Source organism: Desulfopila sp. IMCC35008 (genome assembly GCF_010646885.2).
Lineage (GTDB): Bacteria > Desulfobacterota > Desulfobulbia > Desulfobulbales > Desulfocapsaceae > Desulfopila.
Map to the genome: position 1 here is coordinate 4,625,422 of NZ_CP050700.1, position 13,500 is coordinate 4,638,921.

The 13,500-nt window shown below is 48.0% G+C and carries 14 protein-coding genes; 7 read left to right on the forward strand and 7 right to left on the reverse strand.

Translation table 11 applies throughout. The features are described from left to right. Positions 1–21: 21 nt before the first annotated feature. From GA520_RS19960 to GA520_RS19975, 4 genes are all read right to left on the reverse strand, one after another. Positions 22–1,083, reverse strand: a complete 1,062-nt coding sequence (locus GA520_RS19960) for a BMP family ABC transporter substrate-binding protein (protein WP_163337348.1) — start codon at positions 1,081–1,083, stop codon at positions 22–24. 53 nt (positions 1,084–1,136) lie between these two features. After that, on the reverse strand, positions 1,137–1,880 hold the full coding sequence (locus tag GA520_RS19965; RefSeq protein ID WP_370362729.1) for an amino acid ABC transporter ATP-binding protein: 744 nt from the start codon (positions 1,878–1,880) through the stop codon (positions 1,137–1,139). After that, a complete protein-coding gene (locus tag GA520_RS19970) occupies positions 1,864–2,763 on the reverse strand; it encodes an amino acid ABC transporter permease (RefSeq protein ID WP_163337585.1) in 900 nt (299 codons plus the stop codon). Before GA520_RS19970 ends, GA520_RS19965 begins: the two co-directional genes overlap by 17 nt. A gap of 78 nt (positions 2,764–2,841) precedes the next feature. After that, positions 2,842–3,639 (reverse strand): transporter substrate-binding domain-containing protein, encoded by a 798-nt coding sequence (locus GA520_RS19975; RefSeq protein ID WP_163337350.1) that lies wholly within the window; start codon positions 3,637–3,639, stop codon positions 2,842–2,844. Positions 3,640–3,881: 242 nt separating this feature from the next. Here GA520_RS19975 and GA520_RS19980 point away from each other — a divergent pair, with 242 nt between their 5' ends. The 3 genes from GA520_RS19980 to GA520_RS19990 all read left to right on the forward strand — a co-directional run bounded on the left by GA520_RS19980 (position 3,882) and on the right by GA520_RS19990 (position 6,162). After that, positions 3,882–4,883: a DMT family transporter gene (locus GA520_RS19980; protein ID WP_163337351.1), complete on the forward strand. Its 1,002-nt coding sequence runs from the start codon at positions 3,882–3,884 to the stop codon at positions 4,881–4,883. 134 nt (positions 4,884–5,017) lie between these two features. Beyond that, entirely contained in the window at positions 5,018–5,608 is a 591-nt protein-coding gene (locus GA520_RS19985; RefSeq protein ID WP_163337352.1) for a DUF3786 domain-containing protein, read from the forward strand. After that, entirely contained in the window at positions 5,605–6,162 is a 558-nt protein-coding gene (locus GA520_RS19990; RefSeq protein WP_163337353.1) for a GNAT family N-acetyltransferase, read from the forward strand. Before GA520_RS19985 ends, GA520_RS19990 begins: the two co-directional genes overlap by 4 nt. A gap of 7 nt (positions 6,163–6,169) precedes the next feature. Here the strand turns inward: GA520_RS19990 and GA520_RS19995 are convergent, their stop codons facing one another. Continuing rightward, positions 6,170–6,901 carry an ABC transporter substrate-binding protein gene (locus GA520_RS19995; RefSeq protein ID WP_163337354.1) on the reverse strand — a complete coding sequence of 244 codons (732 nt, stop codon included), beginning with the start codon at positions 6,899–6,901 and terminating at the stop codon, positions 6,170–6,172. A 529-nt stretch (positions 6,902–7,430) separates the two neighbouring features. Beyond that, positions 7,431–7,883 (reverse strand): YaiI/YqxD family protein, encoded by a 453-nt coding sequence (locus tag GA520_RS20000; protein WP_163337355.1) that lies wholly within the window; start codon positions 7,881–7,883, stop codon positions 7,431–7,433. 953 nt (positions 7,884–8,836) lie between these two features. Here GA520_RS20000 and GA520_RS20005 point away from each other — a divergent pair. Both GA520_RS20005 and GA520_RS20010 read left to right on the forward strand, forming a co-directional pair. Next, positions 8,837–9,901 (forward strand): AI-2E family transporter, encoded by a 1,065-nt coding sequence (locus tag GA520_RS20005; RefSeq protein WP_163337356.1) that lies wholly within the window; start codon positions 8,837–8,839, stop codon positions 9,899–9,901. A 172-nt stretch (positions 9,902–10,073) separates the two neighbouring features. Next, on the forward strand, positions 10,074–11,096 hold the full coding sequence (locus GA520_RS20010) for a DUF1214 domain-containing protein (RefSeq protein ID WP_163337357.1): 1,023 nt from the start codon (positions 10,074–10,076) through the stop codon (positions 11,094–11,096). A 25-nt stretch (positions 11,097–11,121) separates the two neighbouring features. Here GA520_RS20010 and tpx read toward each other — a convergent pair whose 3' ends face one another. After that, complete coding sequence (gene tpx, locus GA520_RS20015) at positions 11,122–11,748, reverse strand: thiol peroxidase (protein WP_163337358.1); 627 nt, start codon at positions 11,746–11,748, stop codon at positions 11,122–11,124. 317 nt (positions 11,749–12,065) lie between these two features. On the opposite strand from tpx, the gene GA520_RS20020 reads away from it, so the two are divergent. Together GA520_RS20020 and GA520_RS20025 are read left to right on the forward strand one after the other, a co-directional pair. Then, positions 12,066–12,707: a ferric reductase-like transmembrane domain-containing protein gene (locus tag GA520_RS20020; RefSeq protein WP_163337359.1), complete on the forward strand. Its 642-nt coding sequence runs from the start codon at positions 12,066–12,068 to the stop codon at positions 12,705–12,707. 71 nt (positions 12,708–12,778) lie between these two features. Beyond that, on the forward strand, positions 12,779–13,375 hold the full coding sequence (locus tag GA520_RS20025) for a YceI family protein (protein ID WP_163337360.1): 597 nt from the start codon (positions 12,779–12,781) through the stop codon (positions 13,373–13,375). The last annotated feature ends 125 nt before the right edge of the window (positions 13,376–13,500 follow it).

Below are 13,500 nucleotides of genomic sequence, written 5' to 3' on the forward strand. Positions count from 1 at the left end.
GTGTTATCAAATGACTCTTGTTTACTCGGTAGTACCTACAACGCCTTCAATAAACCAGGTCATGCCGAGCAGATCTCCGTCCGGGGCTGAAGCACCGTCGGCAATCTTGACCTCACCTTTCTGGTTCTTGATCGGTCCGGTGAAGACCTTCATCTTGCCGGCAGCAATATCGGCCTTGGCGGCAGCAACCTTATCCTGCAGCTCTTTCGGGACCATTGGACCAAACGGTGCCAGATCGACGATACCGTCGGCAAGTCCGGGCCATGCTGACTCAGCTTTCCAGGTACCGTTTTTTACACTCTCAACAATCTTTGTGTAATATGGTCCCCAATTCCAGATCGGAGCGGTGAGATGCGCCTTGGGTGCAAAGGTGGACATATCGGTGTTGTAGCCAACAGAGTAAACACCTTTCTCCTGGGCAGCTTCCTGAGGACCGGGGCTGTCCTGATGCTGGGCGATGACATCGGCACCCACATCGAGCAGAGATTTTGCAGCCTCTTTTTCAGTAGCAGGATCATACCAGGTCTTGGTCCAGACAACACGAACCGTTGCATCCGGGTTTACAGACTGGACTCCAAGGGTAAAAGCGTTGATGCCACGAATAACTTCAGGAATTGGAAAAGCCGCAACATAACCGATGGTATTGGACTTTGTCATGCCGCCAGCGACGATACCGGAAAGATAACGGGCCTGGTAGATCCGACCAAAGTAATTGCCCATGTTGTCTGCCATTTTAAAACCCGAGCAATGCATAAAAGTTGTATCCGGGAACTGTTTGGCAACTTTCAGCATCGGGTCCATATAGCCAAAGCTGGTGGCAAAAATGATGTCGTATCCTTTCCTGGCCATATTCAGCATAACCCGCTCCGAATCGGGACCTTCCGCCACGGCTTCCACATAGGAGGTCTTTACACCGTCCATCTTGTCAATGGCCTGGCGTCCTACGTCATGAGCATAGGACCAGCCCGCATCCCCGATAGGTGACACGTAGACAAAACCGACATTCATATCTTTCGCCGAAGCGGTTGAAGCGCAAAGGGCAACACCGGCTGCCAATGCAAACATAGATTTAAGAAATTTCATACACCCCTCCTCAATGTGAGAATAAACTTTATATGCAATAATTATTGTAAAACTTACAACACCTGCTTTAAAAACAATTTGGCTCGTTCTTCCTGTGGAGCGGTAAAGAAATGTTCGGGCGTACCCACTTCCACCACCTTTCCCTCATCCATAAAGATGACACGATCGGCAACCTCACGGGCGAAACCCATTTCGTGGGTAACCACAACCATGGTCATTCCTTCCCGGGCAAGCTGCTTCATAACATCGAGTACCTCGCCCACCATTTCCGGGTCAAGGGCTGAGGTCGGTTCGTCAAACAGCATGACTTTGGGATCCATGGCGAGCGCCCTTGCAATCGCAACGCGCTGCTGCTGCCCACCTGAGAGACGGATCGGGTATTCGTTTGCCTTCTCGCCGATACCAACTTTTTTGAGCAGCGCTCTGGCCTTTTCCTCAGCCTCTTTTCGACTCCGCTTGCGTACACGCATCTGGGCTAATGTCAGATTCTCAAGTACACTTTTATGCGGAAAGAGGTTGAACTGCTGGAAGACCATACCCACTTCTGCCCGGATCTTGTTAATGTTGGTTTTCCTGTCCGAAAGATCAACCCCGTCGATTATAATGTGTCCACTGTTATATTGTTCAAGACAGTTGATACAACGCAGGAAGGTCGATTTACCGGAACCGGAAGGACCAATAACAACAACCACTTCCCCTGGGGCGACCTCGGCCGAAACGTCATCTACCGCACGTACGGTAATGCCCCGGCCGGTGAAAATCTTTGTTACATTCTTGGCTTTAATCACTGATCGCAAACCTCCGTTCCATGTAATAAACGAGCTGACTCAACACCGAGGTGATTATCAGGTACATGGCAGCAACTACCAGCCATACCTCAAATGTTGCAAAGGTACTGGTAATGATTTCGCGGCCTGACTTCGTCAGGTCGGTAATAGCAATAACAGAAACGAGGGATGAATCCTTGATAAGGCTGATAAACTGACCAGAGAGCGGTGGCAGGATACGTTTAAAGGCCTGGGGCAGGATAATATCAATCATCGCCTGAGGGATAGTCATACCAAGAGAGCGGGCCGCTTCCATCTGCCCTTTCGGGATAGCCTGTATGCCCGCCCGAACAATCTCAGCCACATACGCTCCGGCAAAAAGCGACAAGGCACCGATACCAGCAACATTTCGGCTGAGGTCGAAAACCGTGCCGATAAAGAAATAGGCAATAAAAATCTGGACCAACAGAGGAGTACCGCGAATAATCTCGATATAAATTGCCGCCAGCATGTTAATCGTATAATTCTTGGAGATCCTGGCAAGGCCGGTACAAAGTCCTAAAATGAGGGCCAGCACAGAAGAAATAGCTGACAGCCAGATGGTTGTCCACAGCCCGGTCATGAGCGGACCCATGTGCCATTTTACAGTGAAACCGACAGTATCGCCTTCAAAGAGGTCCTCTCCTTCAGCGACCTTTAGAGAGTCCGTATCAACAAGGACCGTTTCTACATCTCCGGATTCGGATGTCAGGGTGAGGGTCGACGAGCCGCCATCCTGTTTAATTGTTGTTACAACTCCGTCAAAAGGTATCTTGTGGGCCTCTTCCCCTTTATAGAGGAAATACTGCGGAACCCTATTCCACCGCCATGGATAATCAATCTGTTTTATTGACCCATAAATTGCGGCGGCCATCACAATAAGGATGACCGCCAGCAAGATTTTCCAGGGCCACAATTTTTCAGTGGCGTCCACGTGAATGATGTCCTTTGGTTACTGGATCTCTTTAATCCAGGCATCATCCTGGAACCATTTTTTATAGATCTTGTCGTAGGTTCCATCGTGCCTGACCTGATACATGAAATTGTTCAGCCAGTTCAGGAAATCAGGATCGCCTTTTCGTACAGCCCATGCCAGCGGCTCAAAGGTGAATGCGGTATCAAGATGGGTTACCTTGCCTGCACCACGCTGGGCAACGGCAACTGTATTGAAAGGCATGTCATAGATAAATGCATCGATCTTCCCGTTCACAACTTCGAGTACACCTTCCTGCTCGGTCTCAAAAGAGACGTACTTAGCATTCGGGATCAGTCGCTTGGTCGCCTGCTCACCGGTAGTGCCGAGTTTGGAGGCAACGGTGTATTTCGCATCGTTCAGGTCTTTGTAGGATTTAACCTCGCCTGCAACCTTATTACTGAGGATAACGGACTGGCCGATCTCGATATAAGGAGTAGCAAAATTGATGGAAAGGTTCCGTTGCTGGGTCAGGGTCATACCGGAAGCGATAATATCGAACTTGTCGGTGAGAAGTGCCGGGATAATACCGTCCCAGGCGGTGGAAACCAGTTCAAGCTCAACGCCCATGGCTTTTGCCATGCGCTTGACCATATCCACGTCAAAACCGATAATCTCACCTTTCTGGTTGGTGAGCTCAAACGGCATGTAACCGGGTTCCATACCAACACGCAGTTTACCGCGCTTCTGGATCTCATCAAGAGCTCCTGCCATTACGGAACCTGCACTCAGCGCCATCGCAGTTACCACTGCAACACACATCAGAAATCTTTTCATTCTTCTCTCCTCTCTTTCTTTCTGAAATTTTCGTATGAAAGAACCCACCACAAGCTCTTTCACTAGTAAAAATGGTGGGAAATTAAAAGATTTTCCCCAATCAGATTTATTAACACAGGACAACCGCCTCGACAACCGTGTTTTCATAAGCGCTGCAGAAAAACAACTCCTTTACAAATAAGTGAGAGCGACCGCTGGGTACTACATGTTTGGGATATTCTGCCAGCAACCCAAGAAAGGAGGTGACAACCAAACAGGATACCCTGTATTCTCAATCGCTCTTTAACAAAATTGCAATATTTGCTGGCGGACGCCGGAACCAGCTCTTACAAAAATCCTCTTTTATGTCTGAAAAAAACGTGGCTTTCACCTATCTCACCCTTGCCCTTTCAATCATTTTCTGGGGTGGCTCCTTTATTGCGACCAAGATAGCCTTGCAGAGTTTCAGCCCATTTTGTCTGATCTTTCTGCGCTTTAGCTGTGCGTCTGTCTTTTTCCTCCTGCTTCTCTCGCGTACCGGCTTCCCACCGCTTACCAGAAAAAACCTGAAAAACCTGGCTCTACTCGCTATCTTCCAACCAGGTCTCTACTTCACCTTTGAGACAATCGGCCTGCAATACACCACCGCCACCAAGACCTCTCTGATAATCGCCACTATCCCGCTTGTAGTGGTGGTCATGTCGGTCCTGTTTTTAAAGGAAAGAATACGTCCCATTAATATTGCAGGTATCTGCATTTCACTGGCCGGAGTCTCCCTGCTGGTCTTTGGGGGGCAGCCTGAGGGCGTCGCCAGCGGGATGCTGTTTGGGGACCTGCTCATAGGCGGAGCTGTCCTGTCGGCCGCAATTTATATGCTCATGGCTCGTAGCCTTGGCCAGACCATTACACCCGTTCAGATAACAGGTGTGCAGGCCATTTTCGGTGCGCTGATATTCCTGCCCCTGTTCCTCTACGACCTCCCTGCCCTGCAGTGGCAGGAAGTCACCACAGACTCTATCATTGCCGTGATCGGACTCACCGTCTTTGCCACCATTGCCGCATTCCTCTGCTATAATTATGCACTCACCCAAATTCCCGCAGCCCGGGCAGCTGTCTTTATCAATGCCATCCCTGTGGTCACCGCCTTCGGGGCCTGGCTACTCCTGGGGGAAACACTCACCATGGTCCAGTTTATCGGCGGTGCGGTTGTCCTGTTTGCCGTTTACCTCGCTAATCACTCAGGCCCAAGCGCAGCCTCCACCTGACGAAACTTGTAGGTGTTGATATTGTCAGGTATAATCCTGGCAAAGATGCAAACGGACACACAGGCTTGGTAGTCGCAATACTGCTCATTGAATTGCAGGATGTCACCTTAAACTCAACACGGATATAAACAACAATGTCGTCCACCGTCAGCCCTTCCCATTTTAAGGATCTTCTCGATGCAGAGCCGGGTGATGTCTGCACCCGCTCATTATGCAGCTATGATAACGAATCGGGCAAATATTCCCTGCATGCGTGGGGCAGGCAATATTGCATAGACCCGGCAAACGAAACAATTGTTACTGTTGATAATAAGAAGAGCCTTCACGGATATTTTGATCTCTTCCTGATTCACCACCTGCTCGGAGCCCAGGCGCTGGAACCAACAGGAGAATGGATTTCCGAAAAGGACATGCCCGGCGGTGCCACATTCTTTCGCGGCCCCCACGCAGTGCCCACAGAGTTGATAACAGGTGTTGTTGGCGACGACCTCGATCTTTTTAGAAAAATGTGTGAATCTTTTGGCGGAACGCCTCTTGGAATGGGAGATGCGGCGTACAGCTTTACCATCACCGACAGGGTCCCCGTTGCGATTCTCTACTGGGTTGGAGACGAGGATTTTCCAGCTGAGGCCAAGATACTCTACGACCGCACAATCACCGAGCATCTTGAACTCGATGGCGTGTATGCGCTGATGGTCTCCATCTGCAATTATTTTACATCGTGACGACGATCAAGGGCCATAAAATCAATTTGCGACCACTGGACGTTGCTGATACCGCAGTCCTGTTCTCCTACCGGTCTCTGCCCGAAGTCTATAGATATCAACAATGGTTACCCGAGTCGGTCGCCGATGCACTCTCATTTATCGAGTCCTACGGCTTTGACAGACAAGCGATACGAGATCGCTGGAATCAGTTTGCCGTTATTGAAACACCTTCCGGACAGCTTATCGGTGATTGCGGTTTCTGCCTCTGCTCAGAGGGTGAGGCAGAGATCGGCTACACTATAATGCCTACGTTGCAGGGAAGAGGCCACGGCACAGACTGCGTCAAAACCCTCATCACCTTTCTTTTTGACCAGCTCCCGCTCCATTCAATAAAGGCAGTGACTGATCCAGGCAACAGACCTTCCATCTCCCTGCTTCAACGACTAGCATTCACTCTCACCTCACTCTCACCGAAGGCAACATGTATCCGGGGCGAATTGTGTGATGATGCAACCTATCACCTCAGGAGAGAGAGCTGGGTGGGGGAAGGGCATTCTCAGACAGCCTCTTAGAGAAGAATCACGGTTTCAGATTCCCCTTGCCGAATTCATCCCAAAACCCTTCCTGGACCAGTTCTGTTATCGCTTTTTCAAGAGAGGGAATAATTGCCTCATTTTTCTGGTATACATAATGGTAAATTGGTGCAGAGAGGATAAAAGGCTTCAGTTTACGAATCCCATCTGCCTGACCACCTAATTCCTGCAGTACGGCGTCGGCACTTGCTTCTGTTGCCAGGACAACATCCACCCTGTCATACAGAAGCACCTGAAAGAGTGCTGAATAATCTTTTACCGTTGTCACCTGCAACCCTTGCATCATTCTCTTTGTCCAACGAACTCCCAGCACTGAACCTATCCTGTACTTCTGGATTATATCTTCACTATACGAATTGATATCATCATGAAGGGTATATGCGGCACCATTCAGGTCCATCAATTTAACGTCAACTCGCCTCAAATGAGGATATTTGCTTTCAATAGCTGAAATTCGTCCGACATCACCGTCAACCTTCCCTGAATTTGCACTTTCCAGTGAGCGAAGATGCGGCAGCGCCTCAAACCTCACTTTGAAACCGGCTCTTTCATAGACATCCTTTACTCGTTTTTTGACTAACTGATGAAAAAGGGTTCCGGGACTGTAGCTGAGGACGTAAACCGTTTCTTCCGCTGTCGAGAAATTCACACCAAAAGTCAGGAAACAAATCAGGAAAACAGACACTCTTAGCAACCAGTGATTCAATTTTCTTTTCATGACACTTTACTACTCCACTATTTAGTTCCCGTCCTAAAACGAGCCTTCTCCCAATCTCAGCATTCCGGTTAAATTATTTATCCTCCGAATATCGTACATATGCGTGCGGTAAATAATTAGGCCACGCCTCGATATTGAACAGAATGCTGAGTTGTAGGCTGGGAACTATTTACACGAAACAAGTTCAACAACCGAAGCCCAGGACAGTCACCAGAATCCTATCACACTATTACCTCCCGGGTCAAAAAGATGTACCCGGCGAACTGGAATTGCTCACAGGCTCGGGCGGTGACGTCCTCGAATTTCCTGGCGTGCACCTTAGATAACCTCTGCCACCGTCAACACACTACACAAGTTGGCATTGAGTGGAAACCGAGGGTAAACATTGTCTATGGCTGGGGAACTGGCACCTAAATAGATACTGCCCCACATGCCGTGGGACCGAACCATATCAACGCAATAATGCTTTGATATTTATGGCTCGCTTGATGGGGGAAAAGTAACAATGCTATTCCCAGAAACATCCACGCTAATTCTGTCCGTACCTGGCCAGCAGCATATCAAGTTTATTGGCAAATTGCTGCCGATCACTCCTGTTTAACGCTGCCGGCCCTCCGGTATCCACACCAGTAGCCCGAAGGTCATCCATGAAGTCCCGTATGCTCAACCGTGACTGTATGGTGTCTTCTGTAAACAATTCCCCTCGAGGACTCAGGGCGAACCCGCCCTTTTCGATAACCTGAGCGGCAAGAGGGATATCCGCAGTGATAACAAGATCTCCTCCCTCAAGCTTCTTTACGATTTCATTATCGGCAACGTCAAACCCTTGTGGCACCTGCAACGTTTTTATATGTAGCGATCGTGGCACACGTAAAGCTCGATTGGCAACAAACGTCGTTTCTATTCGCCTGCGTTCAGACGCCTTGTACAGGATCTCTTTTATAACGACCGGACAGGCATCCGCATCTACCCATATTTTCATATATTCTCAAACCTGGTTCTGTAAACCGACTCTTTTTAAGCGAACAGGATGCTTTTCCTCCTGACGAGATGCTGACTTCTACTGTCATTAACTACCTCCCATCTAAAAAAAACGGTACTGCTTCTCTAACAGATCGGCCTTATACTGCTCATCCAACTGTCCCAGACCAGCGTGGGGTTTGTGGATAACGTAATGTCAGTCAGGGATGGGCCTGTGAATATGACAGCCGCTGCTGCGGGTACCATCTCGACTTGTTAATAAACTCGTTCCCATCCTAAAACAGCCCTTTGGGTCAATATCTTCGTTATGCTCAAAATTTTATCCCACGGCAAGTGAGGGACGAGACTCCGAGATATCCATTATATGCCTGTGGTAAAATTTTTCGCATGTCTCGATATTGAACAGAATGATGAGTTTTAGGATGGGAACTAACTAAGTTACCCTGGATTACATCAATCAACAATCGGCTTGCTTTGAATTAAAGCATCCGCAAGACAAAAAAGGCTTGCAGCATCATGCTGCAAACCTTATTAGGATTTACCACATCATCCGGATATTGCCAAAAGGTCATTTCATGCTTTCTGGTACGTTCAACAGGAGGAGATATATTCAGCCCTGAAGGTTAAGAGGTCATCCGGCCCAGGCGATGAAAACGACAGCATCAAGCACGAGAAAAGAAGCAGAACGGCACCATAACTGTTGCCAATAACACGTCAATTTACAGAAATTCAATTTCCTTATTCTATTTGAAGACGCATAATCGGGCTACTCAGCATGTTGGCATTTTTCCTTACACATGCCAACATGGAGAGATGAATTGTTTTGGAGTTTTTTTTTGATTATAATCAGATAATTATATCTGACCGATTCTTTAATTGAAATTAAAACTGCTGCCATATCTTTTTTATCCTTGGTTCAGTCGCCGATTGTTTATCTGGCAAGGAATTAATCACATGTCCAGAAGTTCCAGAAATGCCTTAATCAACATGGCAGCATTCGTGGTTGTGGTTGCCGGCATGAAAGCCGCCGCAGCATTAATCGTACCATTTCTGCTTGCTATCTTTCTCACGATCGTCAGCCTTCCGCTCCTCATATTGCTGGAAAAAAGGGGGATACCGGAACTCGCCAGCCTTCTGATTATTCTTATTATTGCAGTTGGAGTATGGTTTCTGCTCGTTATACTCATAGGGTCAGCACTTGGAGATTTCACCAAGAGTGTCCCCTTCTATCAGGATCGTCTCCGAACAATCATCGGCGATGCCTGGTCATGGCTTGATGGTTACGGAATCACTATAGACAGAGCGATGCTTGAAGATATTTTCGACCCGACCAGAATCATGAGGCTTGTAACAAGCACCTTGAATGGCCTCGGAGGTTTAATGAAAAACGCCTTTCTCATTCTCCTCATGTATATTTTCCTGGTGTTTGAAGCGACCGTTCTGCCACTGAAAATACAAGCCGTCAGCCACGACAAAAAAGGAGCGCTCAACAGTTACTCTGCTATTACACAAGGCGTAAACCGATACCTGGCCATCAAGGCCCTTACAAGCCTGGCAACCGGCACAATAGTTTACCTTCTTCTCAGGTTTCAAGGAGTTGACTTCCCCGTTCTCTGGGGCCTTCTCGCCTTCATTCTCAACTTTATCCCCAATATCGGCTCCCTGATTGCTGCTGTCCCTCCGGTCCTTCTGGCATTAATTCAGTTCGGCCCTCCTCAGGCTATTGTCACAGCAGTTGGCTTTTTGACAATAAACACAGTTATTGGTTCCCTCATCGAACCAAAAGTTATGGGACAAGGTGTGGGCCTTTCATCGCTTGTGGTATTTCTCTCGCTGCTCTTCTGGGGCTGGATTCTTGGACCGGTGGGGATGCTGCTGTCGGTGCCTCTGACTATGGCCCTGAAAATAGCCTTATCAGAATATGAGTCGACCCAATGGATTTCAATACTGCTCGGGTCAAACAAGGATATCTTATCTTACTCTCAGCAGTTACTCAGTGACAAGAACAAAGGGGGATAAACGTTCCCGGTACTACAGTCAGACCTGCTCGAAGGAATTTGTTTTTAAACACACAACCATGTTCTTTTCGATCAGTTTGGTTTTGGCGCTTTTATACAAGAAACCTGAAAAGTCCCAAAAAGGAACAGGCAGAATAACTCGAGACAATAAACCTCAAAAGAAAGGAATAAACATGAAAGTAATCACCCCACTGATCATCCTGGCGACTGCCCTGTTCGCTTCATCGGTTCTCGCAGACAAGAGTGAGCAGACGGTCAGCGTAAACCTTTCCAACTTCGTGCGTGCTGAATCGGACCACATGATTCGTGCCAACATGAAGGCATTCGACGTCAGCCTCGGACAATTCGCGCATCTGCGAGAGCCCACAACGCCCGACAATCAGCCCGTCATCCGCATGAACCAGGATACCCTCTACTCCGGAGCGGTTCTGGACCTGTCCAAGCCGGTAAAGATCACGCTGCCTGAGGTCGACGGCCGCTACATGTCAATGCACGTGGTCAACCAGGACCACTACATGTTCGTGAAATCGAAACCGGGAGTCTACGAACTGACCGAAGATCAAGTGGGCACGCGTTTTGCGCTTGTGACCGTCCGAACCTTTTACAATGCCGGTGATCCCGCCGACCTCGATAATGCCCATGCGGCTCAGGACAAGATCGAGATCAGCGGTGGTGGAAACGGTCCTTTCGAGGCACCAAACTGGGACACAAAAAACCTCACTGTTGCGCGTAAGGCACTCAGTGATCTTGCCGCCCTTGGCTTCGACGCGTCCTATGCCTTCGGCCAAAAAGAAAACGTCCGCCCGATCGACTATCTGGTTGGCGCTGCGGCCGGCTGGGGCGGAATGCCGCGCTCTGCCGCCATGTACGTAATGGACAGCGTCGACAAAAACGATGGTAAAACACCGTACGCGGTAACCGTGAAAGACGTACCGGTAGATGCGTTCTGGTCTATTACAGTCTACAACGCAGATGGATATCTCGAAGCAAACGATCTCGGCAGAAACAGCTACAACAACTTTTCCGCCAAACCCAACGCGGACGGTTCGTATACGATCCATTTCGGCGGCGACCCCAAAGGTTTGAACTACTTACCCATTACCGAAGGCTGGAATTACGCCGTCCGCATGTACCAGCCGCGAAAGGAAATCCTCGATGGCTCCTGGACGTTCCCTCGTATCGAACCCGTAAAGTAAGGCCAGGAGAAAAAACATGAATAGTTCATGGCTCCCTGGCAAATTCAACCGCCTTCAAAAAGGCTTTTTCCATATCAGGCAAATGGGTGATGTCAGGCACTACCTGGATATACCGGACTATTCCCTGCTTATCTACAATAACGACGGATCTCGCAAGTAAACGGGGTCCGTCGAGCAGCAGCCCCACAGAGCGGCCGAAAGAGCCTTCTTTGTAATCCGACAGATATTGAATATCTGTAAGGTTTGCTTCCTCTGCAAAGCGCAATTGGGCAAATGGTGTATCGCGACTGATAGTGATACGTGTAACAGTTGACGGCAAAGTATCACCTTCTTCTCCCAGATAGTGCGTCTGCGCCTCGCACACCTTAGTATCAATTGAGGGGACGATACTCAGCAGCAATACCTGTCCTTTGAACTCCTGAAGGTTTATTGGCTGCATGGAAACCGCATCGACAAGAGCCGTTTCCGGTAGCCGCTGTCCGACCTCTATACCAGTACCGGTGAGGGTCAGTTTTTTCCCTTGCTTTTCAACAGAGGTACCAGGTGAAACACTCCCAAAATCAACTGTTATCGATTTCTGTTTCGGTGCGCATGAGACCAGCAATAGTACTAAAACCAACAATAATGCTTTTAAGATCAATTTATTCATCATAATTAATCTCCCAATTCTATAAATATTTTTGTATTTGCAACTGGACAGTTACAAATACCGCATACTGACAGGATAATACCCTATGGACAGCTGTCAAACCATCACACCGCAGCGATATTGGGTTCTTTGAGCAATAGCCCCAAAGGGCAGCGGGGAGAATCTGCTGTTTTGCTACTCTAAGAGCATATGCGACTCAGGCAGTATCCATTTCTGTCCAACTGAAGCTGGTACAATCCCGTTTTTGTCTTATCCTGTCCTCAAGACAGTCCTCTTTCTGGACTCAATCATAAATATATCAACCTGACATTTACCACCTTATGCAACCCAGCGAAAAAGGCCCTATCGGTTCTTCTATTTCAAAGCTTGCTGTCATAGGGTTCCTGATCATTTTCTTTATCCTGGTAACCCTGTTTCCTTTTTCTCACCAGACCCAGACTCTTTGGTATAAAATCGGCACTGACAGGACTCTCCTGATCGCTGGCCAGCTTGTCGGTTTGTATTCTGTCTGCCTGGTATGGTGCCAACTCGTATTAATTGCCCGTCCGCCATTTCTTACAAAAATTTTCGGGGTGGCATCACTCAGCAGCACACACCGCTTTATCGGCAAGATGATACCGGTTGCAGTCATGGCGCATGTTCTGCTCATTCTCGTTCCTGAAGGACTAGCAAACCTGCCGGTTGGATGGAAGTTCTGGCCTGAAATGCTGGGCTTTCTCGCTTTCCTGCTTCTTCTCTTGCTCGCTGTTAGCAACTGGCTCCGGTTGAAATTGGCGATCCCTTATCCACAATGGAAAACCACGCATAGACTTCTTGGTCTCACAGCTTGTTTGGGTGTCGGGGCACATATCGTTTTTGTTTCTGACGCTTTCAGGCAGACTGCCCCGCGTATTTACATCTTGATTCTCTTCATTTCAGTATTACTGACTTATTCATATGGGAAATGGAAACAGAGAAAATGAAGAACAGATCGTTTCCCTGGGCAAATTGAAATGGCTACAAGAGATACAACCTTTTCCCCCTGGAGGATATTATGAGTAAAATAAAAGCTATACTAACTGCTTTTTGTGTTTCACTTCTTTTCGCGACTCAAAGCCAGGCAGGAGCCCGGGCCTGGGACATCGACAAGGCTCATTCAAATTTTTACTTCAGCGTTGATCATATTTTTTCCAAAGTACATGGTTTTTTCGGCGACTACTCAGGAGAGGTTCATTTTGATCCGAAAAACCTTGCAGAGAGCAAAATGGTCTTCGAGATTGATGTAAAATCAATCAACACAGCCATTGCCAAAAGAGACAAACATCTTCTCTCGGCTGATTTCTTTGACGCCGCCAAACACCCGAAGCTTGTTTTCACCAGCAATAAGATTTTGAGTTCAGGTGAAAACACCTTCGATGTACATGGGGTTTTCACGGTCAAAGGGAAAAAGTACGACCTCGTATTACCTTTAACCCTGGAAGGAATTAAGGATCATCCCATGGAGAAAGGGAAAGAGGTCGCCGGTTTTAATGGAAAGATCACCATAGACAGGCTTGCCTACGGTATCGGCTCCGGGAAGTTTTTTGAGTACGGTGTAGTAGGAAAAGACGTTGAAATTCTGGTCACTCTTGAGGTTCTCAGTACAAAATAGTCAATTTCCTCACTCTCCGGGCCTTTAAATTGTAAAGAAGGTAACTCACTCCTTTTACAGGTTCGGAGATAAGATTAAGAATGAAACGCTGATATACGTGCTGAGGAAACAGCTCCATCAATCCC

Coding starts and splice junctions, on each gene's coding strand:
- GA520_RS19960 (WP_163337348.1), bottom strand. CDS start 1,083: ATGAAATTTCTTAAATCTATGTTTGCATTGGCAGCCGGTGTTGCCCTT.
- GA520_RS19970 (WP_163337585.1), bottom strand. CDS start 2,763: ATGGCCGCCGCAATTTATGGGTCAATAAAACAGATTGATTATCCATGG.
- GA520_RS19975 (WP_163337350.1), bottom strand. CDS start 3,639: ATGAAAAGATTTCTGATGTGTGTTGCAGTGGTAACTGCGATGGCGCTG.
- GA520_RS19985 (WP_163337352.1), top strand. CDS start 5,018: ATGTCGTCCACCGTCAGCCCTTCCCATTTTAAGGATCTTCTCGATGCA.
- GA520_RS19995 (WP_163337354.1), bottom strand. CDS start 6,901: ATGAAAAGAAAATTGAATCACTGGTTGCTAAGAGTGTCTGTTTTCCTG.
- GA520_RS20000 (WP_163337355.1), bottom strand. CDS start 7,883: ATGAAAATATGGGTAGATGCGGATGCCTGTCCGGTCGTTATAAAAGAG.
- GA520_RS20005 (WP_163337356.1), top strand. CDS start 8,837: ATGTCCAGAAGTTCCAGAAATGCCTTAATCAACATGGCAGCATTCGTG.
- GA520_RS20010 (WP_163337357.1), top strand. CDS start 10,074: ATGAAAGTAATCACCCCACTGATCATCCTGGCGACTGCCCTGTTCGCT.
- tpx (WP_163337358.1), bottom strand. CDS start 11,748: ATGATGAATAAATTGATCTTAAAAGCATTATTGTTGGTTTTAGTACTA.
- GA520_RS20020 (WP_163337359.1), top strand. CDS start 12,066: ATGCAACCCAGCGAAAAAGGCCCTATCGGTTCTTCTATTTCAAAGCTT.
- GA520_RS20025 (WP_163337360.1), top strand. CDS start 12,779: ATGAGTAAAATAAAAGCTATACTAACTGCTTTTTGTGTTTCACTTCTT.